Genomic DNA, 15,859 nt, shown 5'->3' with positions numbered 1-15,859 from the left:
ACTTCCTTTCGCTTAATCTCAAAAATTTTTTCCGCTAAAATCCAACCTGATTTTCCTCTAAAAACCGCAATATTGGTATAAAATTGCAGATAACGGAAAACGCATTGGCGAAGTGGCGGATAAATTGGACGGAAAGTTCAATTTAGACGGAACGTAGCCGATGTGTTTTCGCAGAAGCTAACTTACGGAAAAAAGCTGAATGTGAAACACATTCGGCGGCAAAAAATGCAGAAACTTTCAATTTTGCACTTAACCCGCCATTTTGCCAATGCGATGTTATCTGTAGGCGTTCTTTATTTTTTCTTCAATTTTGTCGTGTAAATTTTTCTTTATCCATCTATTCATTCCTTCGTCACTATTATCTTCAGCGGAATGCCAAGGACTTTCTTCGTTTATGAGCAATTTGTTTGTTTTTAGGTCGTAAAGAGAATGATAAAGTCCACTTCGTTCCATAATTAAATAATCATTTTGGATAAATATTCTCACATTATCTAAGTTTTTAGGTCCTTCGTCATAATTAAAAGCAACTTTTTCAAAGCTTTGGTTTGCGTTATCAATTGTTCTTTTGTCAACAGTTTCAAAATCATTCCAATTTTCTTTTTTCCATTTGAGTATTTGAAACTCAACGTCATCAAATCCTGCAACTGAAAAATATAACGCATAAACATCATTTTTATAATTTAATGTTTGAAGAAGTAAGAGGTTTTTAAAGAAGTCCATATAAACTTCTGCTTTTATTTCAGCATATTTTTCAAAACCTTTAGAATTTAATTTTTTCGTTTCGCTGTCTTGGTATTCCAAAGCAATACTATCTTGTTGCGTTATTATTCCTTGCTCTTTAAGTTTTGAGTATTCTAAAGAATCAACAGCTATAAAATATTTTTCGATTGGAATTTTTCTTTCAGCTTGTCCGAAAGAAAAATTTGATATTAAAATCAGAACTATAATTATGAATTTTGTTTTGTGCATAGTTTTGTTGTACGCTTACAGATAACGGGAAACGCATTGGCGAAGTGGCGGATAAATTGGACGAGAAGTTCAATTTAGCAGTAACGTAGCCGATGTGTTTCCACAGAAGCTAAATTATTAAAAAAAGCTGAATGTGGAACACAATCGGCGGCTAAATATGCAAAAACTTTCAACTTAGCCGTTACTCCGCCATTTTGCCAATGCGATGTTATATGCCGTATTTTTTGATAAGATAATTTAAGTCAGCTTCGTTTAAAATTCTAATGTTTGCTTTTTTTGATTGGTTTAAGTCGTTTATTTTTTGGATTTTTGACCAACCACAATCTTCACCTGCAAAAACAAAATCTACTTTACCTGTTATTCCTGATTTTATTTGTCCACCAATTTTCATTAGAAAAGTTTTTATTTCTTCTCTTTCTATTGAAAAGTTGCCCGTGATAACTATTCCTTTTCCTATTAAATCAATGTTTTCAAGTTCGTTTTGAGTTATTTGATAATTTGATAAATGCTCTTCATTTTCTTCTAAAACATCTTCACTTGGTTGATTGAAATAATTATTATTTGTTTTAGGCTGGTCATCAACTTTTCTTATTAGTTCTTGATAACTTGGATACTTGTCAGTCAATTCGCCAAATATTAAAGCACAAAGTTTTGCATCGAATTCTGGGTCGTGATGATTTGTTACTTCTAAGTCCAAACTCTCTGCTAAATCTTTTATTTTTTTAGGCATCCCAAGTTTATCTGCAAATAACATTGTGTCAATATAACTTATGACATATGGTTTTAAATTATAATGTTCATATAGATTTTTCAAAACACTCAAGTCCATACTCGCATTATGAAAAATCAATAAATTAGATGAAAGATATTTAGAAAGTTCGTCTTCCCATAATTCTTGAAAATTAAGGGAAAATTCTACATCTTCATATGAAATTCCGTGTATTGAAGTATGAGTTTTTAAAAACTTTTCTGATTTTGGTGGATTTATATAGTGTTTTGTCGAATAAACTATTGTGTCATTTTTCACGAAGCATAATCCGATTGCACAAGCACTTAATCTACTGTTATTTGCCGTCTCAAAGTCAATAGCAATAAAATCAAATTTACTTTCAAAGTACTCAGGGAATGTATGAGGATTTTTAAATTGATTGAATTTCAATTTTTGCAAAATTGCTTGTTCGTATTGAGGTTTTACTTTATAACCAACTTGTTTTGCTTTTTTTAGCCAAGGTTCAAGAATATAGTTTGGTGTATTTTCGATAAAATTATAGAATAGAAATTCATTGTTTGTTTCAGGATTTATTCCCGAAACTTCCATTTCAATTTGATTTTTTGGTTTAGGTTTAAAAAAGTTTAACATAGTTCATTTTGTATAATTCAGACGAGTTTTGGGATAATATGGCATATAACGGGAAAGGGCTTTGCGAGGTGCGGGCTACTGCAACCGAAAGTGGAGAGGAGGACGAAACGCTAGCAAAAACCATTTTCGTTTTTCCAAATTTACAAAAAATAAAAAACGAAATGTTTTTTTGCGGGTACTTTCTAGAATTTCTCTGAGATTTCCTTCAACCCCGCATCTTGCAAAACCCATGTTATCGGCAGTTTTTCTCACTTCAATTGATAAATTTTTGATTTAAAATCTTCTAAAATATAAACTTTGTCAAATTTTGAACTGAAATTTGCAAAAAGATGTTCGTCTTCCTCAAATATTTCATAAGATTCTGGATGAGAATGGGAAACTATTATAAGTAACCATATTTCATCAACCATTTTATTTAAGTAATTATTAATTTTATTTTCTTTTTTTGTAATTACTTCTTCAACTAAACTAGTTGTTAGAGGACTAACCATAAATCCACCAGAATTGTAACTAAACGACAATTTCTTATGTTTAAAAATTAAAGGTTTGTCTAGTAAACTGAAGTCAAAATTTTCAATTTCTCCATTAAATATAGAGTGAATATTATCAGCTATTTTTTCTTCTATAGCAGGAATTTCGTTTTTTGAAATATTTAGGTTTTTCTTTGCAAAATAAATATTTGCAAGAATTTTTATATCTGGATATTTATTTGAAAAAATTTCTTCTGCAACTTCAATTATTTTGTGTTTAAACTTTTCTTCTTCAACAATATCTTTTTTAAAAATGCTAACTAATTCAATCCCACATAATCTGTTATTTATTTTAACAAGAAAATCTGGTGATTCAGAAACTGATTCAATATTTGATTCTTCATTTAAATTATATAAGAATTTTCCCAAATGACAAAGTTCAATAGTTTTTTGTTTGTCCAAATCTTCAGTTAGGAAATCAGAAATAATTTTTTTTACCATTTTTGAATCTTCTTTATATTTTTCAATTTCTACTTCTAAGATATTCATGGGATTTTTGGTATAAAATTGCCGATAACGGAAAAAGTATTTGCGAAGGGCGGGCTAAATTTAACCGAAAGGTTCAATTTCGACCTACCGAAGCAAATTGCTTTTTCAGATTGTTAAATTACAAAAAAATACAATATGAAAAGCAAGTTGCGACTAGATGCATCGGGTTTTTCTATTAACTATTCAACCCCGCCTTTTGCAAATACAATGTTATATAAATATTTCAATTCAAAGTAACAAAATGCACTGTATTTACTATAAATAAGACATTTTAAAAATATTACTGTTTAAATAAATGCAAAAAAAAGCAACATAAATATATATTTGTTGTACTAAATGTTGTATCTTTGAATTACAATGCTTCCGTTTACATTCTGTTGGTAAAATGTTGTTTCGTTCGATTGCATTGCTTTTCAAATTTACCTTTAATTTTCTAAAATTCAAACGTCATGGCAACTGTAAAATTGATTCTCAGAACGCAACAAGCTGACAAAAATGGAGAAAGTCCTTTGTATATCCGAGTGATTAAAGACCGCAAAGCAAGGTTTATTAGTACAGGATATAAATTCAAGGAAAACCAATGGGACGAAGAAAAACAAAGAGTACGCAAAAACTTTGAAAATTCTGCGAGGGTAAATGCTTTAATTTCTAGAAAAGTTGCTGATGCTGAAGGACATGTTGCAGACCTTGAAAGAAAATCTAAAACTGTATCGGGTAGAAGATTAAAAGAAGCAATCAAAGGGAAAGGTTCAGCTAATTATTTCAAATATGCTTATAATCGTTTGGAGCAAATGAAAAACTCGGTATCGTACAGAACGTACAGAGGATATTCTGATTGTATTAAGAAGTTTGAAAAATACAATGGCAACTCAGATTTGAATTTTGATGATATTTCGGTAACGATGCTGAAAGATTACAATAATTACTGCAGCAATGTAGATGGAAATTCCAATACAACACTAAAACACAATATGACCATTTTAGGTAAATTCTTTAAAGATGCGATTAAGGAAGATTTAGTAGATGCGAATGTATATCCATTCGATAAAATCCAAATAAAGAAAGAACCAGGAAAAAGAATGTTTTTAAACAAGGATCAGATTGAAGCTTTCAAGAATTTAGAAGTTAATCCCGATTCTAAAGCACCAATTATAAAGGATATGTTTTTGTTTTCGGTGTATGCAGGAGGATTGCGATTGAGTGATGTCTTAACCTTGCAATGGGAACAAGTAAACCAAAAGGAAAATAGAATTACCAAAACCATTAGAAAAACCAATCGTCTGCATAGTTTCAAAATTGGTCAAGTTGCACAAGATATTCTCAATAAATATAAAGTAAAAGGACAAGAGGAAACAGATTTTGTATTTCCGCTGATTGAATACCATGAAGAATTTTTCACCAATAAATTGTATGCTAATGCTGAAATAGAGCGATGTACGTCCCTATGTTCTTTGCATTTAAAAAATATTGGAAAAGCTTTGAAACTACCTTTCAATTTATCATTTCATTTGAGCCGCCATACATTCGCTACCAATGCATTAAATAACGGTATGAGAATAGAACACGTTTCAAAATTAATGGACCACTCCGATATTGGGATTACGCAGATTTACGCAAAAATCATTTCCCAAGAGTTGGACGATGCGGTTGAAAAGTTTGTGTATTAAAGTTTTTAATTCTACCGAGATTCTGTTACTTATTTCTTTAATTCTGTTACTTTTTACTAGGTTTTTTGTTGGAATTTTGTACCAATAAAAAATAGTACGATGTCACCGATCAAAATTCTTATTGTAGTTACCAATGTTAACGTCTATGCTAGTGGAAATTATCCTACAGGCTTGTGGTTAAGTGAACTTACACATATTTACGATACTGCTAAACAAAATGGTTTTGATATTAGCATTGCGAGTCCAAATGGTGGCGAAGTTCCCATTGATCCAGAAAGTTTAAAAGTATTCACTTTAGATAAATTATCTAAAAAGTATTGGAATGATCCTAATTTTAAAGAGATTTTGAAAAACTCTAAAAGCTTAGATTCTATTTCAAATGACGAGTTTGATGTGGTTTATTTGGCTGGAGGACACGGAACAATGTATGATTTTCCAGATAACGAAAAACTTCAAAATATAATCTCAAAACAGTACGAAAGCGATAAAATAGTTGCTGCTATTTGTCATGGAGTAGGTGGTTTGCTAAACGTAAAATTATCTGATGGAAGCTATTTAATTAAAAGTAAAAATTTGACTGGCTACGATTGGTTTGAAGAAGGTCTGGCTCGCAGAAAAAAAGAAGTTCCTTTCAATTTAGAAGCAGCTTTGAAAGAACGTGGTGCAAACTATGAAAACGCCTTTATTCCAATGACTTCAAAAGTTGTGGTTGATGGGAATTTGATTACGGGGCAAAATCCTTTTAGCTCCAAAGAAATGGCGAAAGTGGTGATTAAAGAGCTTGAAATGAAGCAGAAAAAGCAAAATCTTAATTGATAAACTCACAAAAATGCAAACAATATTAGGCGCAAACGGACAAATCGGAGAAGAACTCGCAAGAGAATTAAAGCGAAACTATACTTCTGATATCAGGATTGTTAGTCGAAAACCGATGAAAGTCAATGATACTGATGAAGTTTTTGCTGCCGATTTATCAGTCAAAGATCAAGCGATTGAAGCGGTAAAAGGTAGTGAAATTGCCTATTTCACATTGGGACTTCCCATGAATTCGGAAATGTGGGAAGAGCAATTTCCTCTGATTTTAAAAAACGTTATTGAAGCATGTAAAATCAACAATACAAAATTGGTATTCTTTGATAACACCTATATGTATCCACAAGATGGACGAGTTTTAACCGAAGAAACTGCTTTCATACCTTACGGCAGAAAAGCTAAAGTTCGACAAAAAATGGCTGAAATGGTTTTGAAAGAAATCAATTCTGGAGAACTAACGGCGGTTATTTGTCGCGCCCCAGAATTTTACGGTCCTGCAAAAACACAAAGTATAACTAATACTTTTATTTTCGACAATATAAAAGCAGGAAAAAAATTGAAAGTTCCTTTAAGCGATTCTAAAAAGCGAAGTCTGATTTGGACACCTGATGCAAGCCGTGCAACTGCTCTGATTGGGAATACACCCGATACTTTTGGGCAAACTTGGCATTTACCTGTTGACGATAGTCGGCCAACTTACAAGGAGTTTATCGCTTTAGCTTCTCAAGTTTTTAATGAAAAATTAAGGTATTCTGTGATTCCAAAGTATGTTTTTAGAATTGGAGCTTTGTTCAATAAACAGGCAAAAGAATTGTTAGAATTGTTGCCTAGGTATGCGCATGACAATATTTTTAATGATTCAAAATTTAGAAAACGTTTTCCTGATTTTAAGGTAACGAGTTATCATGAGGGAATAGCAGTAATTAAAAATCAAATGTTAAAATAGTATTAAACAATTCATTTTCAATAAATTTCCTAATCAATAAATTGTAATTTTAAATGTACAAAATAACGCATGAAAGCACCATTTAAGATAAATTCTATTTCTACACTTCATAGTCTTTTGAACTTGAAGAAGCCTTCTAATCCGTTGATTAGCGTTTTCGATTTGGATGAAATTTCCGTGACACCAGACAATATTACAGCTCCATTTACATCGGATCTTTATTTTATTGCACTAAAAAAAGATTGTGCAGGCGGAATTCAAAAATACGGGCAAAGTCACTATGATTTTGAGGAAGGAATGATGTATTTCTTTGCTCCACAGCAGGTTTTGCAATTCAATGAAATTGTTTTGGCGAGTCTTAAAGGGTTTGTTTTGGCGGTTCATCCCGATTTTTTCCAAGGTTATTCATTGGCTTCTGAAATTAAAAACTACGGTTATTTCTCGTACACAAGCAACGAAGCTTTGTTTTTTTCCGATAAAGAAGAGAAATCTTTGATGGATATTGTTGAAAATATGAAACAAGAAATTGATACCAATATCGATGGTTTTACGCAAGATTTATTGGTTTCTAACTTGGAATTATTGCTAAAATATTGTGATCGGTTCTACAATCGTCAATTTATCACGCGTAAAAAAGTCAATAACGATTTACTTTCAAAGTTGGAAGCACTTTTAAATACGTGCTTTCAACAAGAGCAATTGCTTTTAAATGGTATTCCAACCGTTCAATACGTGGCGAATGAATTGAATTTAAGTCCAAATTATTTAAGCGACATGCTTCGCGTTCATACGGGACAAACGACGCAACAGCACATACAGAATCGACTGATTGAAAAAGCGAAAGAATTGCTTTCAACTACAGATAAATCGGTTTCCGAAATTGCGTACGATTTAGGTTTCGAACATCCGCAATCCTTCCATCGATTGTTCAAAAATAGAACGGCAGTTTCGCCTTTGGAATTCAGACAATCGTTTAATTGAAATCTGAAATTTTATTTAAATCTTCTGAAATCAAATGAAATGAAACTTTTTTGAATAATGGAGATTTAGATTACGAAATAAGAAAATCAATTTTAAATTTAAAAAAAAACAGAATTATGTCACAAAATGTAAAAGCGGAAAACGATCCGCAAATCTTAGCAGAAATAAGAGAATTTTTAAATGGATTGAATAACAGCGGTGGGGATCCATTGGAAACGATGACACCAGAAGCAGCGCGCCAAGTGCTTGTAGATGCCCAAAACTCGGTTCAGTTTGATTATTCAGAGATTGTAGAAACCGAAAGAGAAATTACGCAAGACGGAATCACGGTGAACATCCACATTGTAAAACCAGCGAATAAAGCCAATGAGAAATTGCCTGTATTTATCTTTACACACGGCGGTGGTTGGGTTTTAGGAGATTATCCTACACACAGAAGATTGGTAAGAGATCTAGTGGTAAATAGTGGTGCAGCGGCAGTTTTTACAGACTATACACCATCACCAGAAGCGCAATATCCAGTGGCGATTAATCAAATTTATGCGGCAACAAAATGGGTTTCCGAAAATGGTGATGAAATCGGTGTTGACGGAAAAAATATGGCTGCCGCGGGAAATAGCGTTGGCGGAAATATGACAGCAGTACTTTGTTTGATGGCAAAAGATAAAGGCGGACCAGAAATTAAATTCCAATTATTGTTATGGCCAGTTACAGATGCCGATTTCACAAGAGAATCTTGGTCAAAATATGCAGATGGCAGATTCCTGACAGCGCCGTTGATGAAATGGATGTGGGACAATTATCTTCCAGACACTGAAAAACGTAAAGAATATTACGCAACGCCTTTCAATGCGCCTGCTGAAAAGCTAAAAGGACTTCCGCCAGCATTCGTAATGATTGCAGAAAATGATATTTTGGCAGATGAAGGTTTGGCTTATGCACGTAGATTGGACGAAGCGGGCGTACCAACGACTATTCAGGTTTTCAATGGTTTTATTCACGATTACGGATTGCTAAATCCTTTAGACCACGTTGATGCAGTACATTTCTCATCAGAATTAGCTGCTCTTGGCTTAAAAAGAGCTTTGTTTAAATAGAGTTTTTTCAATACTAAAAAAGCTGATTTACTGGTGTAGGTCAGCTTTTTTTGATTTTGGAACTATCGTCTTTGTGATTTAACAAACTGCTTCTATCTTCAGAAATTATTGAAAGCTATGGACAATTAGTTTTAAAAATTAAGACTTGAGGTAAACAAAAAGGTAAACTTTGTGTATATGAAAATATACAAAATGTAAATTAGTTTACAATATGTAAATAATTATTTACATTAATTATGTAATCAAGTATATACTTAGTATATTTATTATAAATTATTTGCAAATAATGTAAAAAATATTTTTTCTTTTCATTGCATTTCCTTACATTCGTTTTAAGATGAATATGAAGAAAAATTGCTAAAAATGTGTATGATTGGTAACTACTTTTCTTCAAAAAACTTCTATATGAGAAAAACACCGAGAGAATTAAACGATACCACTTCAAAACACAAAGAGAGACATGTCCAGTCATTACATTTTACAGGAAACTTCGCCGTTTTCTGAATTTACAGCAGTATTAAGAACTAAAGATTTTGATACTAACTTCGATATAGATACGAAAGATGCTTCCGATTTACATTCGTATTGTCAGCAACTTATTTATAAGACTTTTTCAATTACAAATTCCCAAGTTCCTGCTTTCATTAAACATCACTGCGATTTAGCAAAGGATTCATTAACATGGCTTAATAAATTTGAAAAACTAATAATTTCAAATGAAGAATTATTTCATGAAAATAAAAAGGATAGCAAATTGATGAAATTTCAAACTTGTATTGAATTTCAAAGAAATAAAATAAAGTCCGAACAGTCCAGTCAAAATCCAAAAAGACCTTCCAAAAAGCAAATTAATGCAGAAACTGATGAAAGGTATTTTTGTTTTGCAGAAGTTCGCTTGCATTTGCTTACAATTAACACCTTTGAAGAAAAAATCATCTATTTAACTAACGAAAAGTACGATTACCAACAGTCTAACATAGATTTTGTAAACCAAAACCTACCTTTTTTCGATAAACAATGTGAAAGAGAAATCGAACACCTGTATGAAGTTAAAAAGATTCAAGACAGTATGGGGATTACAGGTAACACCAATATTACCAATATTCAGAATATTTCAAAAATAAAAATTAATTGTCCAATCAATAAAATTGTTGATGTTTTTTATCAACTAAATAGAGAATTATTCTTTAATGCTAAACCTTATTTAGATGGTTTACCCAATGATTTTGTACAATTAATCTGCAATAATTTTTGTGATAAAGACGGAAAAGAAATAAGTCCAGAAACTGTGCGTACCATACTATCACCATCACGTACAGACAAACGTCCAAAAACATCGACTAGGATTGACATTGACAAAATGCTCTAAAAAAAAATAGTCCGACAAGACCACTTTTGGACTTTCGGACTTTTTTATTTCCTACAACTTTGCTTCATAATCTTAAAACAAGTTTTATCATGGAAGCAGTTATCTTATCCAAAGAACAATTCGAGCAATTAATCAACACAGTAAACCAAATTGCAGAATCTGTAAAGACTAAATCAACACCAAAACAAGAGGTTTTTGTCGATAATGAAGAATTTATCAAGATGATGAAAATCTCACGCAGAACGGCTCAAACGTGGCGTGATGAAGGCAAAATTTCATTTTCTCAAGTTGGTAACAAAATCTACTACAAACTTTCCGACATCGAACGTACCATGCAGGAATACTACAACAAATCTTTTGCAAGAAAGTAGTGTAGTATAAAAGTGACCTAGGAAACGGAGGCGTAAAGAAAAATGAATGCTTTGGCGTTAAAAAATTTCTACTGTTTGAACGAAGGCAAAGCCAAAGTGAGTTTTAGAAATTTTAGTCAGAGCATTCATTTTTTAGCTGAGTTTCCAAGTCTTGATCTTTTGATTCTTATGCATTAAGGCAAAAGAATAGAAGAAATTATTTTAAATCCCAAAGTCTAATTTCTAACATCTATCAAAATGAAAACCTCAATATTTCAAAACTTCAACGAAGTTACAGACATGCAACCAATCTCAAAAATCCTTGAAAATATCCAAAACGGAACGTACAAAAACCAAATCGTTTACCTCAGGAAATCCATAGCAGACGACAAAAAAGAAGCGGTTGAGCGAATCAAAAAATCACTTCCTGCATTTACACCAAGTGCAACATTCAAAGGAGGTCGAAAAATGGAATTCCTGCAAGAATATAACAGTTTAGTGGTATTAGATATTGATAAGCTAGAAAAACAAAAATTAGCCGATTCAAAGGTGAAAGCGATTCAAGACCAATATGTTTATGCAGCTTTCATAAGTCCTTCTGGAAATGGATTGAAAATATTTGTAAAAACAGATTCAACAAAAGAAAATCACAAAGTAACCTTTTTGAAATTGCAACGATATTTTGAAGAATTATTGGAGGTAGAAATCGATAAGTCGGGTAAGGACATCACCAGACTTTGCTTTATTTCCTTTGATCCTGAATTATTCGTGAACGAAAATTCTAGTATTTTTTCAAATTCCAAAAATTCAACCTCTCAGGTTGCCGAGCGAAGTCGAAGCACCACCACAAACAACCAACCGACAACTATCAGCCAAGATGTAATCTATGAGCACGCAGTCCGTTTCACTGAAAAGAAAGAACAATTTACAGAAGGCAACCGCAACAATTTTGTATTCCAATTGGCTAACAATCTCAATAGAAAAGGCGTTCCCGAAGCTATGGCGTTGGGTTACATTTTAGCAGATTACAATTTTAATGATTTGGAAGTGACAAAAGCCGTTCAAAGTGCTTATTCCAATACTTCTGATTTTGGTTCTGATGAATACAAACCAAAAAATAATGCTGCAACAAATGAGCGTAAAAATAAAAGATCGTTGAGCGGAGCCGAAACGCCAAATAATAAAACTTCTATCGATCCCGAATTCGAAGACGATGAGGATAAACCAAGTTTCATAGATAAGCTAGAAATGTTTTTAAATAATCGTTATAACTTTCGTTTTAACAAGGTTTTAGGGAAATTAGAATTTAAAACAATTAAAGCGATAAAATATAAACCGATGACCGATTTTGCAGAAAACTCAATCCTTCGCGAAATTCTAAAAGCTAAAGTAAAATGCAGTATCAATTCATTGAGAAATTTGCTTCATTCAGACTATTGTGAAATGTTCGATCCCTTTGAAGTCTATTTTCAAAACCTTCCGAAATATGATGAAGAAACGGATTATATAGAGCAATTAGCCGATACGATAACAACCACAAAACAGGACCTTTGGAGAATCTGCTTCAAAAAATGGTTTGTCGCAATGGTGGCTTGTGTACTAGATGAAAAACAAGTCAATCAAACGGTAATCGTATTTTCGGGAAAACAAGGCTTAGGTAAAACCACTTGGATAGAAAAACTAATGCCGAAACAACTTAAAGAATACATCTTTTCAGGTACGATAAATCCTAGTAATAAAGATACTTTAATCCATTTAGCAGAATGTATGTTGATAAACTTAGACGAACTTGAAAACCTCAATCGTTCAGAAATTGGAAGCTTAAAAGAAATTATTACAAAAACCCATATTAGAATGCGTAAAGCCTATGGTCATAATAACGAGAATATGCCACGCCGAGCGAGTTTTGCAGGAAGTGTAAACACTTCCCAATTCCTTAACGATACAACCGGCTCACGCCGTTTTCTTTGCTTCGAAGTAGAACATATCGAATATGCTCACGAAATCGATATCAACAAAGTCTATGCACAAGCATTTTCTCTGTTTTCCAATGGCTTCCGACATTGGTTCAACCAAGAAGAAATCAAAGAAATAAATGCAAATAACGAACAATATCAACTCAAAACCCCAGAAGAAGAATTGTTGCTTACATGGTTTGAACCTGCAGAAAAAGATAATGCTCAATACTATTTTAATACCACTCAAATAGCACATATTTTATCAAACAGAGCCTGCATTAATATTAACGACTCTACGATTCGAAAACTTGGTATGGCATTGAAAAAATATGGCTTTAAAAAGATTTTTAAGAATCGAATTTATGTTTACCCTGTAATTTTAAAGGAATATGATACTGTTGATAAAGATAACAAAACAATAAATCAATCAATAGAAAATACAGCGTTTCAAGGGAGTTTTGATAATTTTCTGAATGAAAAATAATTATATTATAAATTAAGCCTATCTTTTTAGAAATTTTAATTTTAGTATTATACTCATGAATTTTAATCTAAAAATGCCTTCCAAACTACAGCCTTTTTACTTGGAAGAACTTAACAAATATAGAATTGCTTTTACTAAAAACGATTTACAAAAAGCATGGAAACATTTGGAAAGAGCCCATATTTTAGGACAACGTTATCCATTTACTCATAATGCTGTACATTGGAAAATGCTTATTTTCGGGGTTAAAATTAAAAGTACTAAAGAAGTTTTAGGACAAATACCACGATTAATTTTTGGTGGCGTTAAATCTTTTGTAGGTACTATTCCTATTGGTAATCCAGGTGTTGCAAATGTTCCTCCAATGAAATCGTTTCCGATTCCAAATGATTTAAAATTAATGTTTGAAAAGGCTCAAATAAAGGCGTAATCTTCAAAAACTTTATTCCGAAAAAATCTTATTTTTCTTCATTCTTTTTTTAGGATTCGGAATGTCGTTACAAGCACAAGAAAAAGAGTCGGGTAGAGCCGTAATCAAAACAAAAATCAATTGCGACCATTGCAAAGCTTGCGAAACTTGTGGCTTAAACTTTAAAGCCAATATGCTAAAAACAAAAGGTGTAAAAATGTATACCTTATACGAAGATACTAACGAAATTATCGTGTATTAAAACCCAAAGAAAACCAATATTGCCACCATAAAAACGGCTATTGCTAAATTGGGTTATGATGCGGATGATGTGAAAGCAGATCCAGAATCCTATGCTAAATTAGATGGTTGTTGTAAAGCCAAATAATCTTTTAAAACATAAAAAAAACGCTTGCCATCGCAAGCGTTTTTTGTTTTAAGCTTTGAAATTCATCCGTTGAATTCGTATGGCGTTAAGAATTGCCAAGAAAGCAACACCAACATCTGCAAAAACAGCTTCCCACATCGTAGCTATTCCGCCTGCGCCAAGAGCGAGAACAATGCCTTTCACTACAAATGCCAAAATAATATTTTGCCAAACAATCTTTTTGGTTTGCTTCCCAATATTAATTGCCATTGGGATTTTTGATGGTTTATCATCTTGTATCACAATATCAGCAGTTTCAATTGTGGCATCACTACCCAAACCGCCCATTGCAATTCCTACATCACTTAAAGCCACAACAGGAGCGTCATTTACACCATCGCCCACAAAAGCCACCGTTTCATTTTTGGCTTTAATTTCTTTTACTTTATTCACTTTGTCTTCGGGCAACAAATCGCCAAAAGCATTATCAATTCCCAGTTCTTTAGCTACAAACTGAACTACGGTAGATTTGTCACCGCTCAACATCGTTGCTTTCACGCCTAATTGATGTAGTTTTTCCACCGTTTGTTTCGCATCTTCTTTAATGCTATCCGCAATAGTAATATAGCCTGCAAATTGTCCACCGTAAGCAACGGCAATTAGGGTGTAAACGATGCTTGAAGGATCAATATCGTACTTGATGTTGAATTTATCCATTAATTTGAAATTCCCAACCAAAAGCTCTTTTCCGTTAATCGTAGCTTTCAATCCGTGACCTGCGATTTCTTCGGAATTTTCTAATTGAATAGTAGTATCAACTTCACCTACATGCTCATGAATAGCTGTAGCAACGGGATGCGTACTCAAATTTTCCAACGCATTCACCATTTTTAGAAGTTCATCTTTGTTGAATTCAGGTTTCAAATTCACTTCTTGAACTTTGAAAACCCCTTCTGTCATGGTTCCTGTCTTGTCCATCACCACGTTTTGAATTTCGGCAATTTTATCCAAGAAATTGCTTCCTTTAAATAGGATTCCGTTTTTACTTGCAGCTCCAATTCCACCAAAATAGCCCAACGGAATGGAAATCACCAAAGCACACGGACATGAAATCACCAAGAATATTAATGCTCTGTACAACCATGTTTTAAACTCGTAATCTTGAATAAAGAAATAGGGTAGTAAACAGATTCCAATAGCTAGAAATACGACGATTGGCGTGTAAATTCTTGCAAATTTTCGAATAAATAGTTCGGTTGGTGCTTTTTGAGAAGTCGCATTTTGAACCATTTCTAAAATCTTACTCAACTTACTATCTTCATACGGAGTGGTAATTCGTACTTGAGAAACGGAATTTAAATTAATCATTCCAGCAAGAACGGTGTCGCCTTTTGATTTCGTGTCGGGTTTACTTTCCCCAGTTAATGCGGCCGTATTGAAAGAAGAATTATCGGTTAGCAATTCACCATCCAAAGCCAATTTTTCACCCGGTTTTAATTGAATAATTTGATCGATTTTGGCTTCCGCAGCTTTAATGGTTTTGGTTTGATTGTTTTCCAAAATCGTTACTTCGTCAGGACGCTGATCAAGCAATGATTTGATATTTCCTTTCGCACGTGACACAGCCAAATCCTGAAAAGCTTCACCAACTGCATAAAATAACATTACGGCAACACCTTCGGGATATTCACCAATCGCAAAAGCACCAATGGTAGCGATACTCATGAGAAAAAACTCGGAGAATACATCACCTTTTCCTATACTTTCAGCTGCTTCTTTTATTACGGGTAATCCTACGGGTAGATATGCCACACCGTACCATACGATGCGCACCCAACCTGCAAACCAATCGGGTTTTACATAATAATCAAAAGCCAATCCTACCATTAGAATCACAAAGGATATTATCGCAGGTAGAAACATTTTGAATACACCTTCTTTAGTAGTTGATGCTTCGCCATGGTTGTGTCCATCATCGTCAGAATGTTGTTCTGTTGGTGGGATATTTTTATTTTTTACGGGTACAGTTTCGTCTGTACTGCAACATTGTTTAGACATAATTTTATTTTT

At 33.0% G+C, this 15,859-nt stretch carries 14 protein-coding genes; 10 read left to right on the top strand and 4 right to left on the bottom strand.

Translation table 11 applies throughout. The annotated features are described in order from the left end of the window. Nucleotides 1-276: 276 nt before the first annotated feature. The 3 genes from AC23MB_RS13310 to AC23MB_RS13300 form a co-directional block, all read right to left on the bottom strand. Nucleotides 277-969, bottom strand: coding sequence for a hypothetical protein (locus tag AC23MB_RS13310; RefSeq protein WP_487787518.1), 693 nt, complete (start codon nucleotides 967-969; stop codon nucleotides 277-279). A gap of 208 nt (nucleotides 970-1,177) precedes the next feature. Then, complete coding sequence (locus AC23MB_RS13305; protein ID WP_416426817.1) at nucleotides 1,178-2,329, bottom strand: exonuclease domain-containing protein; 1,152 nt, start codon at nucleotides 2,327-2,329, stop codon at nucleotides 1,178-1,180. A 248-nt stretch (nucleotides 2,330-2,577) separates the two neighbouring features. Next, nucleotides 2,578-3,348 carry a hypothetical protein gene (locus tag AC23MB_RS13300; RefSeq protein WP_487787517.1) on the bottom strand — a complete coding sequence of 257 codons (771 nt, stop codon included), beginning with the start codon at nucleotides 3,346-3,348 and terminating at the stop codon, nucleotides 2,578-2,580. 449 nt (nucleotides 3,349-3,797) lie between these two features. On the opposite strand from AC23MB_RS13300, the gene AC23MB_RS13295 reads away from it, so the two are divergent. The 10 genes from AC23MB_RS13295 to AC23MB_RS13250 all read left to right on the top strand — a co-directional run bounded on the left by AC23MB_RS13295 (nucleotide 3,798) and on the right by AC23MB_RS13250 (nucleotide 13,684). Beyond that, nucleotides 3,798-5,015 (top strand): tyrosine-type recombinase/integrase, encoded by a 1,218-nt coding sequence (locus tag AC23MB_RS13295; protein ID WP_487787516.1) that lies wholly within the window; start codon nucleotides 3,798-3,800, stop codon nucleotides 5,013-5,015. A 99-nt stretch (nucleotides 5,016-5,114) separates the two neighbouring features. After that, nucleotides 5,115-5,831 carry a type 1 glutamine amidotransferase domain-containing protein gene (locus tag AC23MB_RS13290; RefSeq protein WP_487787515.1) on the top strand — a complete coding sequence of 239 codons (717 nt, stop codon included), beginning with the start codon at nucleotides 5,115-5,117 and terminating at the stop codon, nucleotides 5,829-5,831. Nucleotides 5,832-5,844: 13 nt separating this feature from the next. After that, on the top strand, nucleotides 5,845-6,774 hold the full coding sequence (locus AC23MB_RS13285) for an NAD-dependent epimerase/dehydratase family protein (RefSeq protein WP_487787514.1): 930 nt from the start codon (nucleotides 5,845-5,847) through the stop codon (nucleotides 6,772-6,774). Nucleotides 6,775-6,843: 69 nt separating this feature from the next. After that, nucleotides 6,844-7,755: a helix-turn-helix domain-containing protein gene (locus tag AC23MB_RS13280; RefSeq protein WP_487787513.1), complete on the top strand. Its 912-nt coding sequence runs from the start codon at nucleotides 6,844-6,846 to the stop codon at nucleotides 7,753-7,755. A gap of 116 nt (nucleotides 7,756-7,871) precedes the next feature. Beyond that, a complete protein-coding gene (locus AC23MB_RS13275) occupies nucleotides 7,872-8,852 on the top strand; it encodes an alpha/beta hydrolase (protein ID WP_487787512.1) in 981 nt (326 codons plus the stop codon). A gap of 460 nt (nucleotides 8,853-9,312) precedes the next feature. Next, nucleotides 9,313-10,221 carry a hypothetical protein gene (locus AC23MB_RS13270; protein ID WP_487787511.1) on the top strand — a complete coding sequence of 303 codons (909 nt, stop codon included), beginning with the start codon at nucleotides 9,313-9,315 and terminating at the stop codon, nucleotides 10,219-10,221. An 89-nt stretch (nucleotides 10,222-10,310) separates the two neighbouring features. Then, on the top strand, nucleotides 10,311-10,592 hold the full coding sequence (locus tag AC23MB_RS13265; protein WP_487787510.1) for a helix-turn-helix domain-containing protein: 282 nt from the start codon (nucleotides 10,311-10,313) through the stop codon (nucleotides 10,590-10,592). Nucleotides 10,593-10,829: 237 nt separating this feature from the next. Further along, complete coding sequence (locus tag AC23MB_RS13260; RefSeq protein ID WP_487787509.1) at nucleotides 10,830-13,013, top strand: VapE domain-containing protein; 2,184 nt, start codon at nucleotides 10,830-10,832, stop codon at nucleotides 13,011-13,013. A 73-nt stretch (nucleotides 13,014-13,086) separates the two neighbouring features. Next, nucleotides 13,087-13,443: a DUF3703 domain-containing protein gene (locus AC23MB_RS13255; protein WP_487787508.1), complete on the top strand. Its 357-nt coding sequence runs from the start codon at nucleotides 13,087-13,089 to the stop codon at nucleotides 13,441-13,443. A 61-nt stretch (nucleotides 13,444-13,504) separates the two neighbouring features. Continuing rightward, nucleotides 13,505-13,684, top strand: a complete 180-nt coding sequence (locus AC23MB_RS13250) for a hypothetical protein (protein WP_487787507.1) — start codon at nucleotides 13,505-13,507, stop codon at nucleotides 13,682-13,684. A gap of 174 nt (nucleotides 13,685-13,858) precedes the next feature. Here the strand turns inward: AC23MB_RS13250 and AC23MB_RS13245 are convergent, their stop codons facing one another. Further along, the gene (locus AC23MB_RS13245; protein WP_487787506.1) at nucleotides 13,859-15,847 is read right to left on the bottom strand and encodes a heavy metal translocating P-type ATPase; all 1,989 of its coding nucleotides are present in this window, start codon (nucleotides 15,845-15,847) and stop codon (nucleotides 13,859-13,861) included. Nucleotides 15,848-15,859 lie beyond the last annotated feature (12 nt).

The organism is Soonwooa sp. T0.1_25 (assembly GCF_057652215.1).
Note: the sequence above shows the minus strand (reverse complement) of the source record. Positions and strands in the feature narration are given on the sequence as shown.